The organism is Arthrobacter cavernae (genome assembly GCF_017368795.1).
GTDB classification, from domain to species: Bacteria; Actinomycetota; Actinomycetes; order Actinomycetales; family Micrococcaceae; genus Arthrobacter; species Arthrobacter cavernae.
In genome coordinates this window covers 26,828-44,766 of sequence record NZ_JAFNLL010000014.1, presented here as the reverse complement: position 1 = coordinate 44,766, position 17,939 = coordinate 26,828, and the positions used below count along the sequence as shown (strand labels likewise).

The 17,939-nt window shown below is 68.1% G+C and carries 17 protein-coding genes and 2 riboswitches; of the genes, 6 read left to right on the top strand and 11 right to left on the bottom strand.

Annotation, left to right across the window (positions count from 1 at the left end; translation table 11 throughout):
* Positions 1-163: 163 nt before the first annotated feature.
* From J1902_RS07790 to J1902_RS07775, 4 genes are all read right to left on the bottom strand, one after another.
* Entirely contained in the window at positions 164-649 is a 486-nt protein-coding gene (locus J1902_RS07790; RefSeq protein WP_242701749.1) for a hypothetical protein, read from the bottom strand.
* A 92-nt stretch (positions 650-741) separates the two neighbouring features.
* The gene (locus tag J1902_RS07785; RefSeq protein ID WP_207615681.1) at positions 742-1,230 is read right to left on the bottom strand and encodes a carboxymuconolactone decarboxylase family protein; all 489 of its coding nucleotides are present in this window, start codon (positions 1,228-1,230) and stop codon (positions 742-744) included.
* A 29-nt stretch (positions 1,231-1,259) separates the two neighbouring features.
* Positions 1,260-2,300 carry a PLP-dependent cysteine synthase family protein gene (locus tag J1902_RS07780; protein ID WP_207615744.1) on the bottom strand — a complete coding sequence of 347 codons (1,041 nt, stop codon included), beginning with the start codon at positions 2,298-2,300 and terminating at the stop codon, positions 1,260-1,262.
* A 5-nt stretch (positions 2,301-2,305) separates the two neighbouring features.
* A complete protein-coding gene (locus J1902_RS07775) occupies positions 2,306-3,850 on the bottom strand; it encodes an aromatic amino acid ammonia-lyase (protein ID WP_207615680.1) in 1,545 nt (514 codons plus the stop codon).
* Positions 3,851-4,014: 164 nt separating this feature from the next.
* Between J1902_RS07775 and J1902_RS07770 the strand changes: the two genes are divergently transcribed.
* The 4 genes from J1902_RS07770 (at position 4,015) to J1902_RS07755 (ending at position 7,803) form a co-directional block, all read left to right on the top strand.
* On the top strand, positions 4,015-5,706 hold the full coding sequence (locus J1902_RS07770; RefSeq protein WP_207615679.1) for a SulP family inorganic anion transporter: 1,692 nt from the start codon (positions 4,015-4,017) through the stop codon (positions 5,704-5,706).
* 76 nt (positions 5,707-5,782) lie between these two features.
* Positions 5,783-5,895, top strand: a riboswitch (SAM riboswitch).
* 13 nt (positions 5,896-5,908) lie between these two features.
* On the top strand, positions 5,909-6,178 hold the full coding sequence (locus J1902_RS07765; protein WP_207615678.1) for a DUF1737 domain-containing protein: 270 nt from the start codon (positions 5,909-5,911) through the stop codon (positions 6,176-6,178).
* Positions 6,175-6,594 (top strand): rhodanese-like domain-containing protein, encoded by a 420-nt coding sequence (locus tag J1902_RS07760; RefSeq protein ID WP_207615677.1) that lies wholly within the window; start codon positions 6,175-6,177, stop codon positions 6,592-6,594. Before J1902_RS07765 ends, J1902_RS07760 begins: the two co-directional genes overlap by 4 nt.
* Positions 6,595-7,803, top strand: coding sequence for an O-succinylhomoserine sulfhydrylase (locus J1902_RS07755; protein ID WP_207615676.1), 1,209 nt, complete (start codon positions 6,595-6,597; stop codon positions 7,801-7,803).
* A 51-nt stretch (positions 7,804-7,854) separates the two neighbouring features.
* Here the strand turns inward: J1902_RS07755 and J1902_RS07750 are convergent, their stop codons facing one another.
* Entirely contained in the window at positions 7,855-9,066 is a 1,212-nt protein-coding gene (locus tag J1902_RS07750) for a glutamate--cysteine ligase 2 (RefSeq protein ID WP_207615675.1), read from the bottom strand.
* A 310-nt stretch (positions 9,067-9,376) separates the two neighbouring features.
* Here J1902_RS07750 and J1902_RS19805 point away from each other — a divergent pair, with 310 nt between their 5' ends.
* Entirely contained in the window at positions 9,377-10,294 is a 918-nt protein-coding gene (locus tag J1902_RS19805) for an endonuclease domain-containing protein (RefSeq protein WP_207615674.1), read from the top strand.
* 38 nt (positions 10,295-10,332) lie between these two features.
* On the opposite strand, the gene J1902_RS07740 is transcribed toward J1902_RS19805, so the two are convergent.
* The 6 genes from J1902_RS07740 to J1902_RS07715 form a co-directional block, all read right to left on the bottom strand.
* Complete coding sequence (locus J1902_RS07740; RefSeq protein WP_207615673.1) at positions 10,333-11,856, bottom strand: UDP-N-acetylglucosamine 1-carboxyvinyltransferase; 1,524 nt, start codon at positions 11,854-11,856, stop codon at positions 10,333-10,335.
* Between the two features lie 227 nt (positions 11,857-12,083).
* Complete coding sequence (locus J1902_RS07735; RefSeq protein ID WP_278253609.1) at positions 12,084-13,103, bottom strand: CU044_5270 family protein; 1,020 nt, start codon at positions 13,101-13,103, stop codon at positions 12,084-12,086.
* Positions 13,096-13,689, bottom strand: coding sequence for an RNA polymerase sigma factor (locus J1902_RS07730; protein ID WP_307794393.1), 594 nt, complete (start codon positions 13,687-13,689; stop codon positions 13,096-13,098). The genes J1902_RS07735 and J1902_RS07730 overlap by 8 nt, the downstream gene beginning before the upstream one ends.
* Positions 13,690-13,797: 108 nt before the next feature.
* Positions 13,798-14,589 carry an energy-coupling factor transporter transmembrane component T family protein gene (locus tag J1902_RS07725; protein ID WP_207615671.1) on the bottom strand — a complete coding sequence of 264 codons (792 nt, stop codon included), beginning with the start codon at positions 14,587-14,589 and terminating at the stop codon, positions 13,798-13,800.
* Entirely contained in the window at positions 14,586-16,172 is a 1,587-nt protein-coding gene (locus J1902_RS07720; protein WP_207615670.1) for an ABC transporter ATP-binding protein, read from the bottom strand. The genes J1902_RS07725 and J1902_RS07720 overlap by 4 nt, the downstream gene beginning before the upstream one ends.
* On the bottom strand, positions 16,172-16,792 hold the full coding sequence (locus J1902_RS07715) for an ECF transporter S component (protein WP_207615669.1): 621 nt from the start codon (positions 16,790-16,792) through the stop codon (positions 16,172-16,174). The genes J1902_RS07720 and J1902_RS07715 overlap by 1 nt, the downstream gene beginning before the upstream one ends.
* A gap of 74 nt (positions 16,793-16,866) precedes the next feature.
* Positions 16,867-17,003: riboswitch (TPP riboswitch) on the bottom strand.
* A 223-nt stretch (positions 17,004-17,226) separates the two neighbouring features.
* Here J1902_RS07715 and J1902_RS07710 point away from each other — a divergent pair.
* Positions 17,227-17,925, top strand: coding sequence for an NUDIX hydrolase (locus J1902_RS07710; RefSeq protein ID WP_207615668.1), 699 nt, complete (start codon positions 17,227-17,229; stop codon positions 17,923-17,925).
* Positions 17,926-17,939: the final 14 nt, after the last annotated feature.

Here is a 17,939-nt window from a genome sequence, read left to right as displayed (position 1 = left end):
GCAGGTCTTCCCCCGGGGCCAGAAATACCCGCCCTACCGGGGCCAGAAATAGTTGACACAGTCACGAGGGGCCCATTCAAAGGGCCAAGGGAGGGGCGTCCGCAGATTGCGGACACCCCCCTCGGCACCCTGATGTCTCCACGCGACTTATCCAGGCTCAGGCCTACTTGGTGATCGTCAGCATCTGCATCGGCATGGCACAGGACGCCCGGTCAAAATCGCCGCTGCGGGCCAAGCGGTTGTTCCTGCCCGTGTCGTCGCACCAGTCGACCCCGTGCGGCATGGCGGTGACCACCGCAGCTCCCGCCGCGGACGCTGCCGGGACGTCGAACTCGAAACGGAACCCGCCGGCGTCGTTCATTGGCGCCAGTTCCTCCAGCACCACGGCGCCGGCGGAGTCGGTCACGGTCACTGCCACCTTCGCGTTGGCCCCATAGCGCGGGTTGCACGTGGCGTCCGGGGCGCTGACTGTGACAGTGTCGCCGGGCTTCGCCGACGCCGGGGTGACGGAGTAGTGAGGCGGCATGCAGGGCGGCGCACCCCAGGACGTCCCACCCGAACAGGCGGCGACGGCGGCTGTGAAGAACAGCGCAAGGGCCAGCACACCGGCCAGCCGGACGTCGTTGCGCTTCCGGATTCCGGACACCATGCATTCATTGTGGCCGCACAGGCGCATGGCAGAGCGGTGGCGATGGCATTCGTTCCCGGATCGTTGCAGGCAGGCGCCCGTGCCGCCCGCGACTAGCCTTCGACGGCGGCCCGGCGCACCGGATGCTCGCTGAGGATGGACAGGCGGTTGAAGGCGTTGATGCCGATCGCGGCCATGCACAGCACGCTGATCTGCTCCTCCGTGTACACGAGCCGGGCCCGGGCGAAAAGCTCGGCGGTGGGCCTGGCGGAGCTCATGCGCGTCACCTGCTCGGTGAGTTCCAGGGCCACGCGCTCGGCTTCGCTGAACAGCTCCACCTCGCCATACAGGCGGATGAGTGCCAGCCGCTGCTCGGTCTCGCCGTAGCCGGTGGCGCGGCGGCGGTGCAGGTCCAGGCAGAAGGCACAGCCGTTGATCTGCGAGGCCAAGTAGTTCACCAGCTCCAGCGTCCGCCGCGGAATCCCGGCTTTGTCCGCCTCGCGGGTGACCTGCTGGGCGTAGGCGGTGAGGGCCTGGTAGAGCTCCGGCTGTTGCTTGTCCAGATAGCCGGCAAGCCGCGGTGGCGAATCCTGTTCGGGCATGTCTGGAGCCTAACGCACCGGCCCCGCCCTCACTCCCCCGCGTCGGCCGCCAGACGGATCCCGTTCTCCGCCAGCCACACCGGGTTGAAGGCCTTGCTCAGGTAGTTCGTCCCGGCGTCGGGGGCTATGGCCACCACCACGGAACCGTGCGGCGCCGCACGCGCCACACGAAGGGCGGCCGCCACCGCGAGCCCGGACGACGGCCCCAGCGCCAGCCCCTCCTTGTCGAGCAAAAGGTGCACCGTGGTGTAGACCTCGTCGTTGGGGATGCGCAGGAAACGGTCCACCAGCGCGCGGTCGAAGACCTTGGGCCACTGGACCTCGGGCCAGGAATTCCCCACGCCGTCCACCAGGATTTCCCCGGGATGCCCGCCGCTGTATGCGGAACCATAGGGGTCGGCGCCCACCACTTCCAGGTGCCCGCCGGGCCGCTCCGCCGCCACGCGTTCCTTGAGGTAGCGGCCGTTGCCACTGATGGTGCCGCCGGTGCCGATGCCTGCCACGAAGTGCGTCACCGTCCCGCCGCTCTGGCGCCAGATCTCGGGCCCGGTGCCCTCATAGTGCGCCGCGGGGTTGGCCGGGTTGTCGAACTGCATGGGCCGCCAGGCGCCGGGAATCTCGGCAGTGATCCGGGCCGCCACGGCCCGGGCGTTCTCGAGCGATTCCGACGGCGCGCTCCAGTCCGTCAGCACCACGCGGGCCCCGTAGTTGTGCAGGGCGGCGAGTTTTCCCTCCGAGATGGTGTCGCCGGTGACCACCACCACGGGATGCCCCGTCAGGTGCCCGATCAGCGCGAGCCCGATCCCGGTGTTGCCGGAGGTGCTCTCCACGATCGTCGCTCCCGGCCGCAGCTCCCCGGAGCGTTCGGCGGCCCGCACCATGCTCAACGCCGTGCGGTCCTTGATGGAGCCGCCGGGGTTCTCCGACTCGAGCTTGACGTGGACCATGCTGCCCAGCCCGCGGCTCAGGGTCTCCAGCGCCACGAGCGGCGTGTTGCCCACCCTTGCCAGGACGGACTCGTCCAGCCCGTCCGGAACCTCCGCCGCATGAGCCCTGTGCCTGCCCACCATGATGCTCACCGTTGTCCTTCCCTCTCCAGCGCTGCCAGCAGAGCCTGCCGCGCCCGCGCCACCAGTTCCGGTGGCGGCAGCCGTAGAGCCAGCAGTTCCGCAAGCTGCCCGACGACGGCGCCTGTCCCCTTTCCGAGGGGCCGCGCCTCCTGCCGTTCTGCTTCGCCCAGCAGGTAGGCAGCCGTCAGCGCCTCGATGCTCAGCAGCTTCTCCGCGGCCTCGTGCGATTTCTCGAGCTGCTGCAGCGCCAACGGCGCCAGGGTGGAGTGGTCCTCGACGTCGGCGGACAGCGTGGGCGCACCCAGCGTGGCCGGGGCGGCCAGGACCTTCAGCTCCGCCAGCAGGGCCGCCGCCGAGTACCAGATCAGGCCCGGCAGTTCCTCGGCGGCCAGGGCGGCGCCGCCGCGGGCCGCGTCCAGGTGCCGCTGCCGGATGTCCCGCTGCGGCGGATACAGCTTGGCGATCCGGCGCTCGCTGGCGATGCCGAGGTGTGCCAGGGCCAGCCGCGTGGCCTCGAAGGCCAGGGCCAGCTGCACCGGTTGGAAGTTCCCGCCGGACACCATGAGCGCGGAGTCGACGTCGCAGAGCGGGTTGTCCCCGCGCCCGTTGAGCTCCACCTCGATCGCCGCCTCCAGCTGCGCCACCACGTGACGGAAGGCGCCGTGGGTCTGCGGTGCGGCCCGGAAGGACAGCGGATCCTGCACGGAGACGCCCGGCCGGACGTCCTCCAGCCATCCGCCGCCCAACAGCCGCCGGACGGCCTCGGCGGATTGCCGCTGCCCGTCGACGGCCTTGGCCGCCTGGATGAGGGGCGAAAAGGGACTCAGATTCCCGCCGTCGTCGTACCTGGCAATCACCTCGAGCGACAAGGCGAGCGCAAGGTCCGCGAGCTCCGCAAGGCGGAGCAGGCGCCCCAGCACCAGCGCCCCCGAGCCGATGGAGTACGAGTTGGCGCTGAGCAGCGCGAGGGCTTCGCCGGCGTCGAGCTTCAGGGGTTCCAGGCCAGCGTCGGCCAGCGCCCGCGCGCCGGGCACCAGGGTGCCGTCCGCGCCGATGGCGTGCCCCTCGCCGATCGCGACGGCGGCGACGGCGGCCAGCTGGGTGAGGTCCGAGGAACCCACCGAGCCCTCCCGCGGAACCGCCGGGTAGACGCCCCGGTTCAGCAGCTCCTGGTAGAAAATCGCCGTTTGCGTGCGCACGCCGGAGCCGCCGCGGCTGAAGCCGATCAGCCGGGCCAGGATGAGGGCGCGGACGGAGGCGCGGTCGAGATAGTCGCCCACACCGCTGTGGTGGTAGCGGACCACCTGCACCTGGTAGGCGAGGACCGCGGCCTCCTCCACGTCGGTTTCCCGGCCCGAACCCAGGAGCGTGTTGATCCCGTGGACCTGCCGGCCGGACAGGATGGTCTCGTCCACCACCTCCCGGGAGAGGCCGATCAGCCCCAGCGCGTCCGCGCTGAGTTCGATCCGCGTTGCGGGATCTGCGGCTGCGGCGGCCAGCTGGCGGGCGTGGACCGGCGCGTGGCCGATGAGGAATGTGGGCTGCAGCATGGGTCTTCCTCTGGAACTGTTCGATCCGTTCACCGCGACCTGATTTCATCGGACGTTACCGGGGTTCGTACTGCGTCAATTATGCTCCCGGGGCGTCACATGTGAAGGGGCGAGGATTGAAGGGGCGGGTTCCACAATGAGTCCGTGTCCGGAATGATCTCTGTATGAGCGCCCCCACCGTCCTTCGATCCGCCATGGATCGGCTGTCCAACGTCTGGGCGCTCAAAGGCTACAAGCGCGAATGGCTGCGGCACGACATCGTGGCCGGTGCGGCGTTGTTCGCCCTGCTGGTGCCCGCGGGCATGGCGTATGCGCAGGCCGCCGGACTGCCGCCTGTCACCGGGCTCTACGCAACGGTGGTCCCGTTGCTGGTGTACGCCGTCGTCGGTCCTTCCCGCATTCTGGTCCTTGGACCCGACTCCGCCCTCGCCCCGATGATCGCCGCGGCGATCGTGCCGCTGGCCGCAGGGAGCAGCGAAAAGTCGGTGGCACTGGCGGGCCTGCTCGCCGTGCTGATCGGCGTGATCATGCTGGCGGGCTCCGCGCTCCGCCTGGGGAGCATCACCGGCCTGCTGTCCAAACCCATCCGGCTCGGTTACCTGAACGGGATCGCGCTGCTCGTGGCCCTGTCCCAGTTGCCTGCGTTCCTGGGGATCGAGGCCGACGGCGACATCTGGCAGAAGCTCGCCAAGGTCACCGCCGGGGTGCTGAACGGCGGCGTCAACGTCGCGGCCCTGCTGCTGGGCGTGGGTTCGCTGGCGCTCATCTGGATCCCGCGGCTCCTCAAATGGAAGGTGCCCGGCGTCCTTCTCGCGGTGGTTGGCACGTGTATTGCGACGGCGGTCTGGGGCCTTAACGACGACGTAAAAGTCACCGGGGTCTTGCCTCAGGGCCTGCCCGTGCCCGCTCTTGGCGGCATTGGATGGGCCGATGCACTGACCTTGCTGCCTGCAGCCGCCGGCATTGCCCTCATGGCCTTCGCGGACACCGGCGTCTTGTCCCAGACGTTGGCAGCCAAAGAAGGAAAGAGGGTCTCCGGGAACAGGGAGATGGCTGCACTCGGGGCAGCCAACGCCGCCACGGGGCTGCTAGGCGGCTTCCCCATTTCCGGAAGCACCTCGCGGACTCCTGTAGCCGTGGAGGCAGGCGCCAAATCGCAGATGACCGGCATCGTGGGCGCAGTCCTTGTGCTGGCGTTCATGCTCCTGGCACCCGGCGTGACCGAGTACCTGCCCTCCGCAACACTTGCCGCCGTCGTGATTGCCGCCGCAATTGCCCTCGCAGATCCAGCCGGCGTCCGGCGGCTCCTGAAGCTGAGCCGCAGCGAATCAGTGGTGATGCTGGCGGCCTTCCTGGGCGTCCTCACGGTAGGCGTCCTCCAGGGCATCGTGGTGGCCATAGCCCTCGCGCTCCTGGACTTCGTCCGCAGGGCATGGGACCCCTACCGGGCCGAGCTCGGCTCCGAGGAAGGACTGCCCGGCTACCACGACCTCGCCCGTCACCCCGAAGGCGCACGGATTCCCGGGCTCCTGATCCTGCGCTTCGATGCCCCGCTGTTCTTCGGCAACGGGCACGTCCTGGCCTCGTTTGTCCGGGAACAAGTGGACGAGGCTCCCGACGACATCACCCATGTGGTCCTCGCTGCTGAGCCGATCACCGGGATCGACACTACGGCCCTTGAGGACCTGGTCACCCTGGACGAATGGCTCGGACAGACAGGAGTGGACCTGGTGTTCGCCGAGCTCAAGGGACCCGTCAAGGACAAACTGCTCCACCTCGGTGCCGCAGCCCGCTTCACACCCGAGCATTTCTTCCCCACCATCGGCGCCGCAGTGCGCGCACTCAGGCGTGCCTGACTCAAGCCGCCGCCCGTTACGCAACATGACGACGGCGGCGGTGCGGGCCGCCGTCGTGGATGTTACTTTTTTCTTGAGTAATGAGTACCAGCGCAAAGCCCTGACTTGCTGGTCGGCAACCCTCTCTCCGGCGGGGTGCCTCAGGTGACTACTCGGCGTATCGACACTTTCGAACTGCAAGCGTGACTGAGGAGCACCAGCAATGACTGAACCCACCGAAGAAAAACTCGCCTACCGGCTGATCACCGGCCCGGACACCCGTGACTTCTGCGAACGGATCACCGCCGCACTCGCCGAGGGCTACGTGCTCCACGGCAGCCCCTCCGCCACGTTCAACGGCACCGATGTGATCGTGGCCCAGGCCGTGATCCTGCCCGCGGCCATCGCCAGCGCGGATGCCGCCGTCGCCAGCGCTGTTGACCAGCTTGAGGGCTACGACGAGGACGAAGAAGCATTCGAGGGCCACGCGTGAGCTACGCCGGAGACCTGAGCCCGCAGGAGGCGTGGGCCAAGCTTGAAGAAGGCGCCATCCTGGTGGACGTCCGCACCGAGGGCGAATGGGCCCACATCGGCATCCCGGACCCCGCGGCACGCATAGCAACAGCAAACGATCCGCTGTTCATCCAGTGGAACCTGGCCGGAGGCGTCCCCAACTCCCGGTTCCTGGACGAACTGCTGCGCCAGGCCCCGGAGGCCGACGGCACCGAGCTGGTCTTCCTGTGCCGCTCGGGCCAGCGCTCCATCGCCGCCGCCATCGCCGCAACGCAGGCAGGCTACACCTCCTACAACGTGCTGGAGGGTTTTGAGGGCGAACCGGACCGCTACGGCGAGCGCACCGTGAACGGCTGGAAAAACCGCGGACTTCCGACCAACCTGGGGAAAAACTAAGTGACTTTCAATCCCGACGCCGCCGGCTGGAGCCCTGACACCCAGGCAGTCCGCGGCGGCCTTGACCGTAGCAATTTCCAGGAGACCTCCGAGGCCGTCTTCCTGAACTCCGGCTTCGTCTACGAGTCCGCCGCCGCCGCCGAGCGCGCCTTCACGGGCGAGGACGAGCGCTTCGTCTACTCCCGCTACGGCAACCCGTCCGTCGCCACCTTCCAGGAACGCCTCCGCCTGCTCGAGGGCACCGAAGCGTGCTTCGCGACGGCGTCGGGCATGTCCGCCGTGTTCACGGCGCTGGGTGCCCTGCTGGCCGCCGGCGACCGCGTGGTAGCCGCCCGCTCGCTGTTCGGCTCCTGCTTTGTGATCCTGAACGAGATCCTGCCGCGCTGGGGCGTGGAGACGGTCTTCGTCGACGGCCCGGACCTGGAGCAGTGGCGCGCCGCCTTGTCCGAGCCCACCACCGCTGTGTTCTTCGAGTCGCCGTCCAACCCCATGCAGGAAATCGTGGACATCGCCGCGGTGAGCGAGCTGGCCCACGCAGCCGGGGCCACCGTCGTCGTCGACAATGTCTTTGCCACCCCCCTGCTCCAGCGCTGCGGCGAGCTCGGCGCCGACGTGATCGTCTACTCGGGAACCAAGCACATCGACGGCCAGGGCCGCGTGCTGGGCGGTGCGATCCTGGGCACCAAGGAATTCATCGACGGCCCCGTCAAGCAGCTCATGCGGCACACCGGCCCGGCTCTCTCGGCGTTCAACGCCTGGGTGCTGACCAAGGGCCTGGAGACCATCGGCCTGCGCGTCAACCACTCCTCGGCCACGGCCCTGCGGATCGCCGAATGGCTCGAGCAGCAGCCGGCCGTCAGCTGGGTCAAGTACCCGCTGCTGAAATCGCACCCGCAGTACGAGCTCGCCGCGAAGCAGATGAAGGCCGGCGGCACCGTGCTGACGTTCGAGCTGCTCCCCTCCGCGGGGCGCACGGCCAAGGAAGCGGCCTTCGCGCTCCTGGACGGTCTGGGCATCATCGACATCTCCAACAACCTGGGCGACTCCAAGTCCCTCATCACCCACCCGGCCACCACCACCCACCGCGCCATGGGCCCGGAAGGCCGAGCCGCGATCGGGCTCAGCGACGGCGTGATCCGCCTGTCCGTCGGACTTGAGGACCCGGACGACCTCGTCCTCGACCTCGAACGGGCGCTCAAGCAGGTCTGAGTCCGGCGCCGCGCCGGTCACCGCCCCGGGTCTGGGCCGTCAGGCTTCGCGCTAGTCCTGGCGCGCCCATGTGAGCACCGGCAGCGGTTTGGTGTCCGTCTCGGCGTCCCCGGCCCGCGTGGTGATCCGCACGGCGTGCTTCACCACGGCGGCCAGTCCGGCGGCGTCGGGCTGGCCGCCGTCGTGACTGTTTGAGTGCTCCACGACGCTGCGCTGCTCGATCGCGCCGTTACCGCGGTCCAGGATGGCGGCTACTCCGGACTTCACGAGTCCGAGCTCGCCCTGCTCGGCCAGGACCGGTTCCAAGTACTCCACGAGGGACCAAACGACATCGGACGCCGGCTCCGGCCGGAACGTCCCGAAATCGAGCAGCTCACCGCGCAGGCCGAAATTGCTGGCCTGCCACGACGCCATCCGCAGCAGGACCGTCGGCACGGCGGCCGGTTCCACGCCGTCATGGAACTCCCGCACCGAGATCTCCACCAGTGCCCGGACCAGCACCGCGATCAGGGCAGCGTCCTCAGCGCGCAGGCAAACGTCCGCCACCCGGACTTCCACGGTGGGGTGGTGGCGGGAGAGCCGGGCGTCGAAGTAGATCATCCCCTCATCCAGCAGCACCCCCGTTTCCAGGAGCCTGTGCACCACGCGCCGGTAGGACGCCAGGGAACCGAACGGACCGGCAGGTCCCGACGACGGCCAACGGTTCCATGCCTGGGTGCGGTAGCTTTCAAAACCGGTGGCCAGGCCCCGCCAATACGGGGAATTGGCGCTGATCGCAGTGAGGACCGCGAGCTTGTCCCGCATGTGGTCCAGGACCACCACGCCTTCCTCCGGAGAATTGATCAAGGTGTGCACGTGGAAGCCGCAGGTGAGTTGTTCGTGGACAGTGATGCCGAAGCGCTCCAGCATGGCCGCATAGCGCGGGTCCGGGGTGGTGTGCGTGGCGGTGTCCACGGGCGAGGTGGCTAGCGCGGCGATCCTGGCACCGTGTTTCCGCGCGGCACTGCTGGCCATGCCGCGCCCGCGGCGGATCTGGTGGAGGAGTTCGGCATGGCTGTGGCACGGCCGTGTCTGGGTTTCGATCTGTTCGAGCTTGAGTTCGTGGCTGAGCCCGGTTTCGGGGCCTTCGGGCGCGCGGCGCTTCCTGTCCCTATCCAAGGTCCTGGCTGCGTGGCCCGCCAGGAGCGCCTCGGCAAGGGCCAGCGGCTCGCCGGTCACAGGATCGACAATCAGCAGTTCCTCTTCCACACCAAAAGTGCGCACGAATCCATTGTGCGCCCCGGCGCTGGACCGAAACAGGGGCCCGGCGGCGTGGTTGTTCATACTTCGCGCTACGGTCCGGCACGAGCCGGGGGCGTGCCGTCGGATTCTGCTCATTCATTCCGTTGGACAAATCTGCGGGGCCCGGGATTCCGCGGCCTGCCGGCCGGGCCGAGGCGAATGATCGTGCAGAATCCGTCGCAGGACCCGACGGAACGGCTCCACCACCGCCAAATTGTCCACATAGTGCCATTTTCCAGTCCACGGAGGCCCGGAATCGTGGCTAGCTCGTTCCATGGATCCCTTGGACTTTGTGAAATCTGTAGGCGGCGTGGCCCGCGTCGGCCTGCTCCGTCGAGAAGGCTATTCCGAACGCGCCGTACGTGGCCTTGCAGCTGCCGGAGCCGTCCAGCCCCGGAAGGGAGTCTGGGCGTTGCCGGACGCCGACCCGGAATTCCTGCGCGCCATCATCGACGATTCGCTCCTGACGTGCGCGTCCAGTGCCTCCCGCTACCAGCTGTGGCTCAAGGACAGGCCCGGCCGCCTTCATCTGGCCAGCAGGCACAGACGTGGCCAGCACAGCCCCAGGCACGGCCGTCTCCGTTTTGAGCCGGATCAACACCTGCCAATCGCAAGCCTCGAGGACACCGTCATTCACGGGCTGACATGCCTGAACGAAGTGGACGCCGTGGCCATGGCGCAGTCCGCCATGCAGCACCATGGAGTACCCAGGTCGCTCCTCGAAGCCGAGGTGACAGCGAAATACTACGGAATGGCCCGGAAGCGCTTGGCGAAGGCAGACGGCCTGTCCGAGTCCGTACCTGAGATCAGCGCCCGCCTGCTGTTCGAATCAGCGGGACTCACCTTCCGCAGGCAGGTGCAGGTTCCAGACGTGGGGCGGGTGGACTTCCTGATCGACGGCTGGCTCATTGTTGAAATCAACGGCTTCCAGTTCCACAGTTCGCGCGCAGCCTGGCGCAAGGACATGGGCCGGTCCAACATCGCACAGACCCACGGCCACGCCGTGTTGAGCTACGCGCCTGAACAGATCTGGAACAGCCCGGACGGGGTTCTGGCGGAAATCCGGGCTGTGCTGGATCGTCGCGGCCCTCGGGGTGACGGATTCTGCTCAATCATTCCGATGGACAAACCGCCGGAGTCCGAAATTCCGGGGTCTGGAATCCGGCCGCGGCGAATGATCGTGCAGAATCCGACGCCCGAGCCGGCATGACCCAAGCCAGCCAGACCCCAGCCCTGGTACCGGAGCCGTCAGTCCTGGAAGTACTCCACCTTGGCGCCGATGGTGTTCAGCCGTTCGGCCAGGTCCTCGTAGCCGCGCTCGATCACGTAGATGTTGCGCAGCTCGGAGGTCCCGCGGGCCGCGAGCATGGCCAGCAGGAGGCAGGCCGCGGGACGGAGGGCCGGCGGGCAGCCGATCTCCGCGGCACGCCACTTGGTGGGGCCGTTGACGTAGATGCGGTGCGGGTCCAGCAACTGCACCTGGCCGCCGAGCTTGTTGAGTTCCGTGAGGTAGATGGCGCGGTTCTCGTAGACCCAGTCGTGGATCATCGTCTGGCCCTCGGCGTTGCCGGCGATGACGGCGAAGAACGGCAGGTTGTCGATGTTCAGGCCCGGGAACGGCATCGGGTGGATCTTGTCCTTGGCCGCCGTCAGCGTGGAGGGCTTGGTGGTGACGTCCACCAGGCGGGTGCGGCCGTTGCGGGCCGTGTATTCCCCGGACACGTCCAGCTGCTGGCCCATCTGCTCCAGCATGGCGAGTTCGATTTCCATGAACTCGATGGGCACGCGGCGGATGGTGACCTCGGAATTGGTCACGATGCCGGCGGTGATCAGGCTCATGGCCTCGATGGGGTCCTCGGACGGGAAGTACTCGATCTCGACGTCGATGGCCGGGCGGCCGGTGATCTTCAGCGTGGTGGTGCCGACGCCGTCGATCTCGACGCCGAGCCCCTGCAGATAGAAGCAGAGGTCCTGGACCATGTAGTTGGGGCTCGCGTTGCGGATCACCGTGGTGCCCTCGCGGTGGGCTGCGGCCATGATGGCGTTCTCGGTAACGGTGTCGCCACGCTCGGTCAGGACGAAGGAGCGGTCGTGGCTGTCGGCGGACGGTGCGGTGACGGCGTAGAAACCGGACTTGGCCTCCACCGACAGGCCGAACTGGCGCAGGGCCTGCATGTGCGGCTCCACCGTGCGGGTGCCGAGGTCGCAGCCTCCGGCGTAGGGCAGGTGGTATTCCTCGGATTCGTCCAGGAGCGGGCCAAGCAGCATGATGACGCTGCGGGTGCGGCGCGCGGCCTCCTCGTCCATGGAGGCGAGGTCCAGGGTTTCGGGCCGGCGGATGCGCAGATCGTTGCCGTTGAGCCAGGTGCACTCGACGCCGATGGACATCAGGACCTCCACGATCCTGTTGACCTCTTCGATCCGGGCGAGCCGGCGGAGCGTGGTGGTGCCCCGGTTGATGAGGCTCGCGCAGAGCAGCGCGACGCCTGCATTCTTGCTGCTGTTGACGTCCACCGCGCCGGAGAGCGTACGTCCGCCCTCGACACGAAGGTGTGTCATCTGCGGCTTGCCCACCTTGACGATGGTTCGGCCGAAAATGGTCTCAAGGCGCTCGATCATCTTGAGGCTCAGGTTCTGTTTGCCCTGCTCCATGCGTGCGATGGCACTTTGGCTGGTGCCCAGCTCGGCGGCCAGCTGGCCCTGTGTCCAGCCTTTTTCACCGCGGGCGTCGCGGAGAAGGAGGCCTACGTGTTCGGCGGCAGCTTGAGTCATGGCAAGAAAATATCACAGATGATCTAATTTCGGTGGCGTAATTCCCCGTTGCGCGTCGAAGCTCACACGGTACCCGCTTCGTGCGATAGTTTGGCGAGCATGTCCGACGACGGCGCGAGCCAACTCCCAGCGGACCGCCCGGCGGGCAGCCCTCCCCGACGGGAGGCCACAAAGGCTTCCTCAACTGGCGCGGTTAGCACCGGCTGAGGAAGCCCTTGCAAGCATCCTTACGGCGCCGAGTCCACCACCGAGGTCTTGACTGAGGTCCAGCCGGAGGCGGTGTTCGCCGGAATCCCGCCCATTGCCACAAGATGCATTGTTCGCTCACCGATCATGAAGCCGGTTACCGGATCAACGATGATGTCCTGCCGGAGCTTGCCCTCGGCCCAGTAGACACCCAATGCCACTCCTTTACGTCCATCAAGAGTCGCCTGCTCGTCCGCCACCACCACACCGGGAATCAGGGCTGCCGCCTTGTACATTGCCGCCCGCAAGTCGGCGGGAACGACTCCGATGCGGAGCGAATCCGCGATGGTCATCAACGCTTGGCTCTCCGGCGATGGGCCTTGGCCCTTGGTCTTTTCGTAAATCAGGTCCAACAGCCTGCGCGGTTCGCGTGGCAGGGTCTTGACCGCTTCCAACAGCGGCATCCCAAGGATCTGCTGCGCGCTGCCGTAGAAGGCTCCACCAGGGCCGCGGATGATGCCCTCGAGCTGCGGACCGGCACCCCCATTCAGTGAAGACACATGCCGTTGGGCTTCAGCCTTGGATTCCTCTCCAAAGAACGTCGTAGGCACTCGGCGCTCACGGTTCCACACCCATTCACCGGACGTATCCGCTGGGACGTAAAGTTGGCCATCCTGTGTTTCCAGCCAAGAGACCATAGTGCCATTGGCACGGGAAACCGTGGCCCCGTAAACCGCCTTCGTCTCCACCTTCAAATACTGCCCCGGCCCCACCACGGGATCGGAGGTCTTGATCGCGGCGGCCGCCGCCTTGGAAAGGACTTCGGCGGCTTCTGCCGTGGCACCCGGTTTGGCGCCGGGAATCACGACGTCGGCGGCCACCAAGGCCCCCACCAAGACTGCCGCTGCGGCCGAGGCGAGGAGCAACCGCCGGGTCACTTTCCGCCGCCGGAGCGTGCCGCCGTCGGGCAGCATGGCTGTTTCACCGCCGATGCGGGACAGGAGTTCCCGGCGTCCCCGCGCAAGGGTCGCGGGGGCTGGGGTCCCTGTTTCGTTACGCATCTCGCGGAGCAACTGCAAGTCGTCCATGTTCGTTCTCCGATTCTTCAAGTTGTGTACCCAGCCCGGTCCGGAGGGTTTTGCGCGCGCGGTTCAGGCGGGAGCGCACGGTGCCGACGGGAACGTCCATGGCGTCGGCGATTTGCTCGTAGCTCAGGTCCGCCCAGGCGTAGAGCAGCAGGGTTTCGCGGTCGATCCCCGGCATGCCTTTCAGCACGCCGGCAATCCGGGCCGTCGCAGCCGCGGCATCAAGCTGCGCGGCTATCGAGTCCGAACTGTCCGCAGTGGCTTCGCGGGGCGCCGATTTCGCGAGGGCGCTGAGCATCCTGGCTTCGGCACGGTGGTGCCGCCGGAGCAAGTTGGTTGCGATGCCGAACAGCCATGGCCTGGCGTCCTCACGGCCTGGGTCGAAGGTTTCTCGGCGTTCGAAGGCGACCAGGAAGGTCTCCGACATGACGTCGTCAGCCACAAAATCGCCGGCCCGCCGGGCCGCATAGCGGTAAATGACCGAGGCGTGCCGGTCATACAGCGCCGCGAACTCCGCGGGGCTGTCGCGGGACCGCCTGATGATCTCGTTGTCTGTACTCACACTGTGTATTGCCCGCAGCCGGAGAAAAGGTTCACGGGCCCAGCCTTGCGGGCCGGACGGCGGAGCGCAATCCGGTGCCAGCCTGGGCGCCCACCACGACGAACGCGTCTAGAAAACGAAGCTCCAGGTCCCGGCCCAGCCCGCCGCCAGGACCGCGGCAGCGGCGATGGCCACGCCACCCAGGAGCACCCACACATCCAGCAGCGAGTAGGTGGATTCCCGCGCCCACGTGCGGCGCCGGCCGCCGAAGCCCCGGGCTTCCATGGTCACCGCAAGGCGGGAAGCGCGCCGGATCGCCTGGACCAGCAGCCCGAAGCTCTGCCCCAGGGTGGCACGCAGCCGCTGCATCGGACTGCCATGGGAGCCGACGCCGCGGGCCCGCCGGGCCATGCCGATGGTCTGCCATTCCTCGGCCATGAGCCCCACCAGCCGCATGGCCGCGAGCGTGCCCAGCACGAAGCGGTGCGGCAGCCGGGCCTTCTGCGCCAGGGCGTCGGCGAGGTCGGTGGGGTCGGTGCAGCTCATCAGCAGGATCGCCGGCAGGGCGATCGCCAGGCCGCGCAGCATGAAGCCCAGCCCCAGCTCAAGGGAACCTTCGCTGATGGACCAGATTCCGACGTCGAGCAGTACGGCGCCGCTGTCCGCCGCGACGATCGCCGTGCTCCAGCCGCCCAGGGCGGCCGCGATGATGAGCGGCCAGCCGCGCTGCCACAGCAGGCGCAGGGTCAGCCCGGCCAGCGGGAAGAGCGCCAGCTCGGCCACGAGCGCGGTGGAGGCGGACACCCAGTCGATGGAGAGCGCCAGCACCAGGGTGATGAGGAAAACGGCGACGAACTTGGCCAGCGGGTTGGCGCGCGTCAGCAGGGCATGGTTGCCGCGGAGGACCAATGCATCCCTCATGCTGCACCGGCTTCCTGTCGGCTGCCGCTCCGCGAGGCGGGGTCCAGGCGCAGTTCCGTGCCGCCCAGGACCGCGCTGAATTCCTCGTCGTGGGTCACGGAGACCACGGAGGTTCCGGCGTCGAGCAGTTCGGAGAGGAAGGACGCGAGCTCGGCCCAGGTGTTGGCATCCTGGCCGAACGTCGGTTCGTCGAGGACCAGGACCTTGGGGTGGGCGGCGAGCACGGTGGCCACGGACAGCCGCCGCTTCTCCCCGCCGGAGAGCGTGTAGGGGTTGGCGTCCACCAGGTGGGTCAGGCGCAGCCGTTCCAGGAGTTCGTCCACACGTTCCTCGCCGTGGCCAAGGTGGCGGGGACCGAACATGAGCTCGTCGAGCACGCGGCCGGTGACGAACTGGTGCTCGGGCTCCTGGAAAACGGTGCCGATGCGTGAAATCAACTGCTCGGCCTTCCACGCGAAGGGGTCGATTCCGGCGCCGTCAGAGAGCCCGACGGCGGCCGACACCTTGCCGTCCACGGGCGCCAGAAGCCCGGCAAGGGTGAGCGCGAAGGTCGACTTTCCGGCACCGTTGGGGCCTGTGATGGTCAGTGCCTGGCCGGCGCGGACCTGGGCGGTGATGCCGGACTGCACCGGGACGGGCGGGATGGTTTTGAAGCCGCGGCGGCGTGCGCGTTCCCGCGACACGGCGAGGTCCTGGGCGGCAAGGAGCAGCTCTGCCGGTTCTTCCGCGCGGGTGCGGACGCGCGTGGCCGGCACGTAGCCCGGCACCCAGACGCCCGCAGCCATGAGCATGCCGCGGGCCTGCTCCAGGACCTGGTCGGGCGGGCCGTCGAGGAGCACGCCGGGGGTGCCGGTCCCGCCCGCGGAACCTGCAGCCGAGCCCGGCTGCAGCACCACGATCCGGTCCACGAGGTCTTTCCAGACGGACACCCGGTGTTCCACCACCACCAGCGTGGCGCCGGTCTTGTCGAGGCAGCGAGCCACCGCGTCACGGACTTCCAGCACACCGGCCGGATCCAGGTTGGCGGTCGGCTCATCCAGCAGGATCAGACCGGGCCGCATCGCCAAGATGCCCGCCAGCGCAAGGCGCTGCTTCTGCCCGCCGGACAGGGCCGACGTCGGGTGGTCCAGCGCCAAACCGACGCCGGCAAGGCTGCGCAGCCCGACGTCGTCGAGCGCTTCATGGACGCGCTTCCAGATCTCCTCGCGGGGAACGGCGAGGTTCTCGGCGCCGAACGCGACGTCGTCGCCCAGGCGCGAGAGGACCACCTGCGTTTCCGGGTCCTGCTGCATGAGCCCGGCGCGGCCGCGCTGCCCGCGGGGCGCGGCGCCGTCGATCAGCAAGGTGCCGCTCTCGTCGGCGTCGTCGTCATCCCCGCCCAGCACGCCGGCCAGGGCATGCAGCAGCGTGGATTTGCCGGCGCCCGACGGCCCCAGCAGCAGCACACGCTCACCGGGACTGATCTCAAGATCGAGCCCCTGGACGGCAGGAGTGGAGCGGCCGGCATGCCGCCAGCCCCACCCCCGGGCGGAGACTGCGGCAGGCCGGCCCGCAGCGGAAGAAGCGGCGTCGGAAGCGGGCATCAGGAGAAGACGGGCTCCGAGAAGGCCTTGCGGGAGGCGAACGAGCTCAGCACGCCGGTCCTGGCCAGTCCGCGGGTGGCGATCCAGGAAAGCGCACCTGCGATGATGGCGCCGGAGATCGCGCAGAACACGATGTACACGGCTTTGTCGCCGGCTTCGTACGCGATGTTCCAGCCCCACGGGGCGAAGGAGTCGTTCAGGCCGCAGAACAGGCCCGCACCGGCGCCGGCCAGCAGGGACACCGGCAGGTTGAACTTCTTGTAGGCGAATGCGGCGAACACGAGTTCCGCGCCGAGGCCCTGCAGCAGCCCGGAAATCAGCACGGTGGTGCCGTACTGGGAACCCATGATGAGCTCGCCCGTGGCGGCGACGGCTTCGCAGAACAGGGCCGCGCCCGGCTTGCGGATGATAAGCATGCCAAGCACGGCCGGAATCATCCAGCCGCCGGCGATCAGGCCGGTGAGGGGCGGGTACGTGGCGTTCATCGGTGCGGAGACGAGGGCCGCGCCCTGGGACCAGGCCCAGAAAATCACGCCGCCGGCGATGGCGATCAACGCCGCCACCACGATGTCCACCACGCGCCAGTTGTAGCTGGCTTTCTTCAAGCTTGCTGTTGTCATTTCTGCCTCCTGAGGTACAGGAGGGGAAAGTGTTCCCCGGTTTCCGGACGGCCTGTGCCGCCCGCGCATCCGGACACTCTGAGAACTCGACTCCCTTACGCCGGTACTAACCGGATCAGGTTCGAGGGTCTGCGGCTGTCCGCACTCTCAGCGCCCTTCCACCGGCTGCATCGCTGCAGTGCCCGACGGCGGCGCTCCCCTGTCGTGATAAATCTGCCCTGATGGGCGTTACCCAGCTTACACCTCGGGGTCGTTCCGGGCTTTTGGGGCGGGTCATATTGGGGGCGGGACGGGGTGGGTGGGGCTGGAGTCGGTGCCTGTCGGATTCTGCTCAATTATTCGCCTCCCGCCGCAGATGTGGCCGGTCCTGGCGCGGGCGCAGGGCCGGCCTGCAAGAATGATTGAGCAGAATCCGACGCAGCGAAGGGGCCTACATGACCAGCACCGACGGAACCAGCGTCCCCGTGCCTGAAAAGATCGCGCCCGAACCGAGGCTCGCCGCGAGCGTCATCCTCCTGCGCGATGCCCCGGGCGGCCTCGAAACCTTCGTCCAGCACCGTGTGTCCACCATGGACTTCGCCGCCGACATGGTGGTGTTCCCCGGCGGACGCGTGGACGCCGCGGACAAGGCCGGCTGGGAGTACCCGGACGAGCTGCTGGATGCCCACACCCAGGCCTGGAAGCTGGCTTCAATCGGCACAGACGCAGCCTCCGCACAGGCCCGGGCCAACGCCGGCATGGTGCTGGCCGCGGCGCAACGCGAAGTGTTCGAGGAAGCCGGGCTCAGCCTTGACCCCGCAGACCTTCGCCCCTGGGCCAACTGGGTCACCCCGCCGGACATGCCCAAGCGCTTCGACACCTACTTCTACGTGGCCCGGCCCGCACCGGGGGCCGAGCCACGGCACCAGACCACGGAGGCGTCGTCGTCGCTCTGGATGCCGATCCGTGAAATCCTGGCTGCCGAAGAGGCCGGAACCCTGAAGCTCATGCCGCCCACGCTGTTCCTGCTGAACGAGGTAGGCGCGCTGGAAAGCGTGCAGGCCGTCTGGTCCGCCGAGCACCCGATCGTTCCCGTGCTTCCCGCCCCCGGCGCCATGGCCGAATTCCTCAAGGGCCGCAAGGGGCGCCGTTAAGCCGCCGGGTCCAC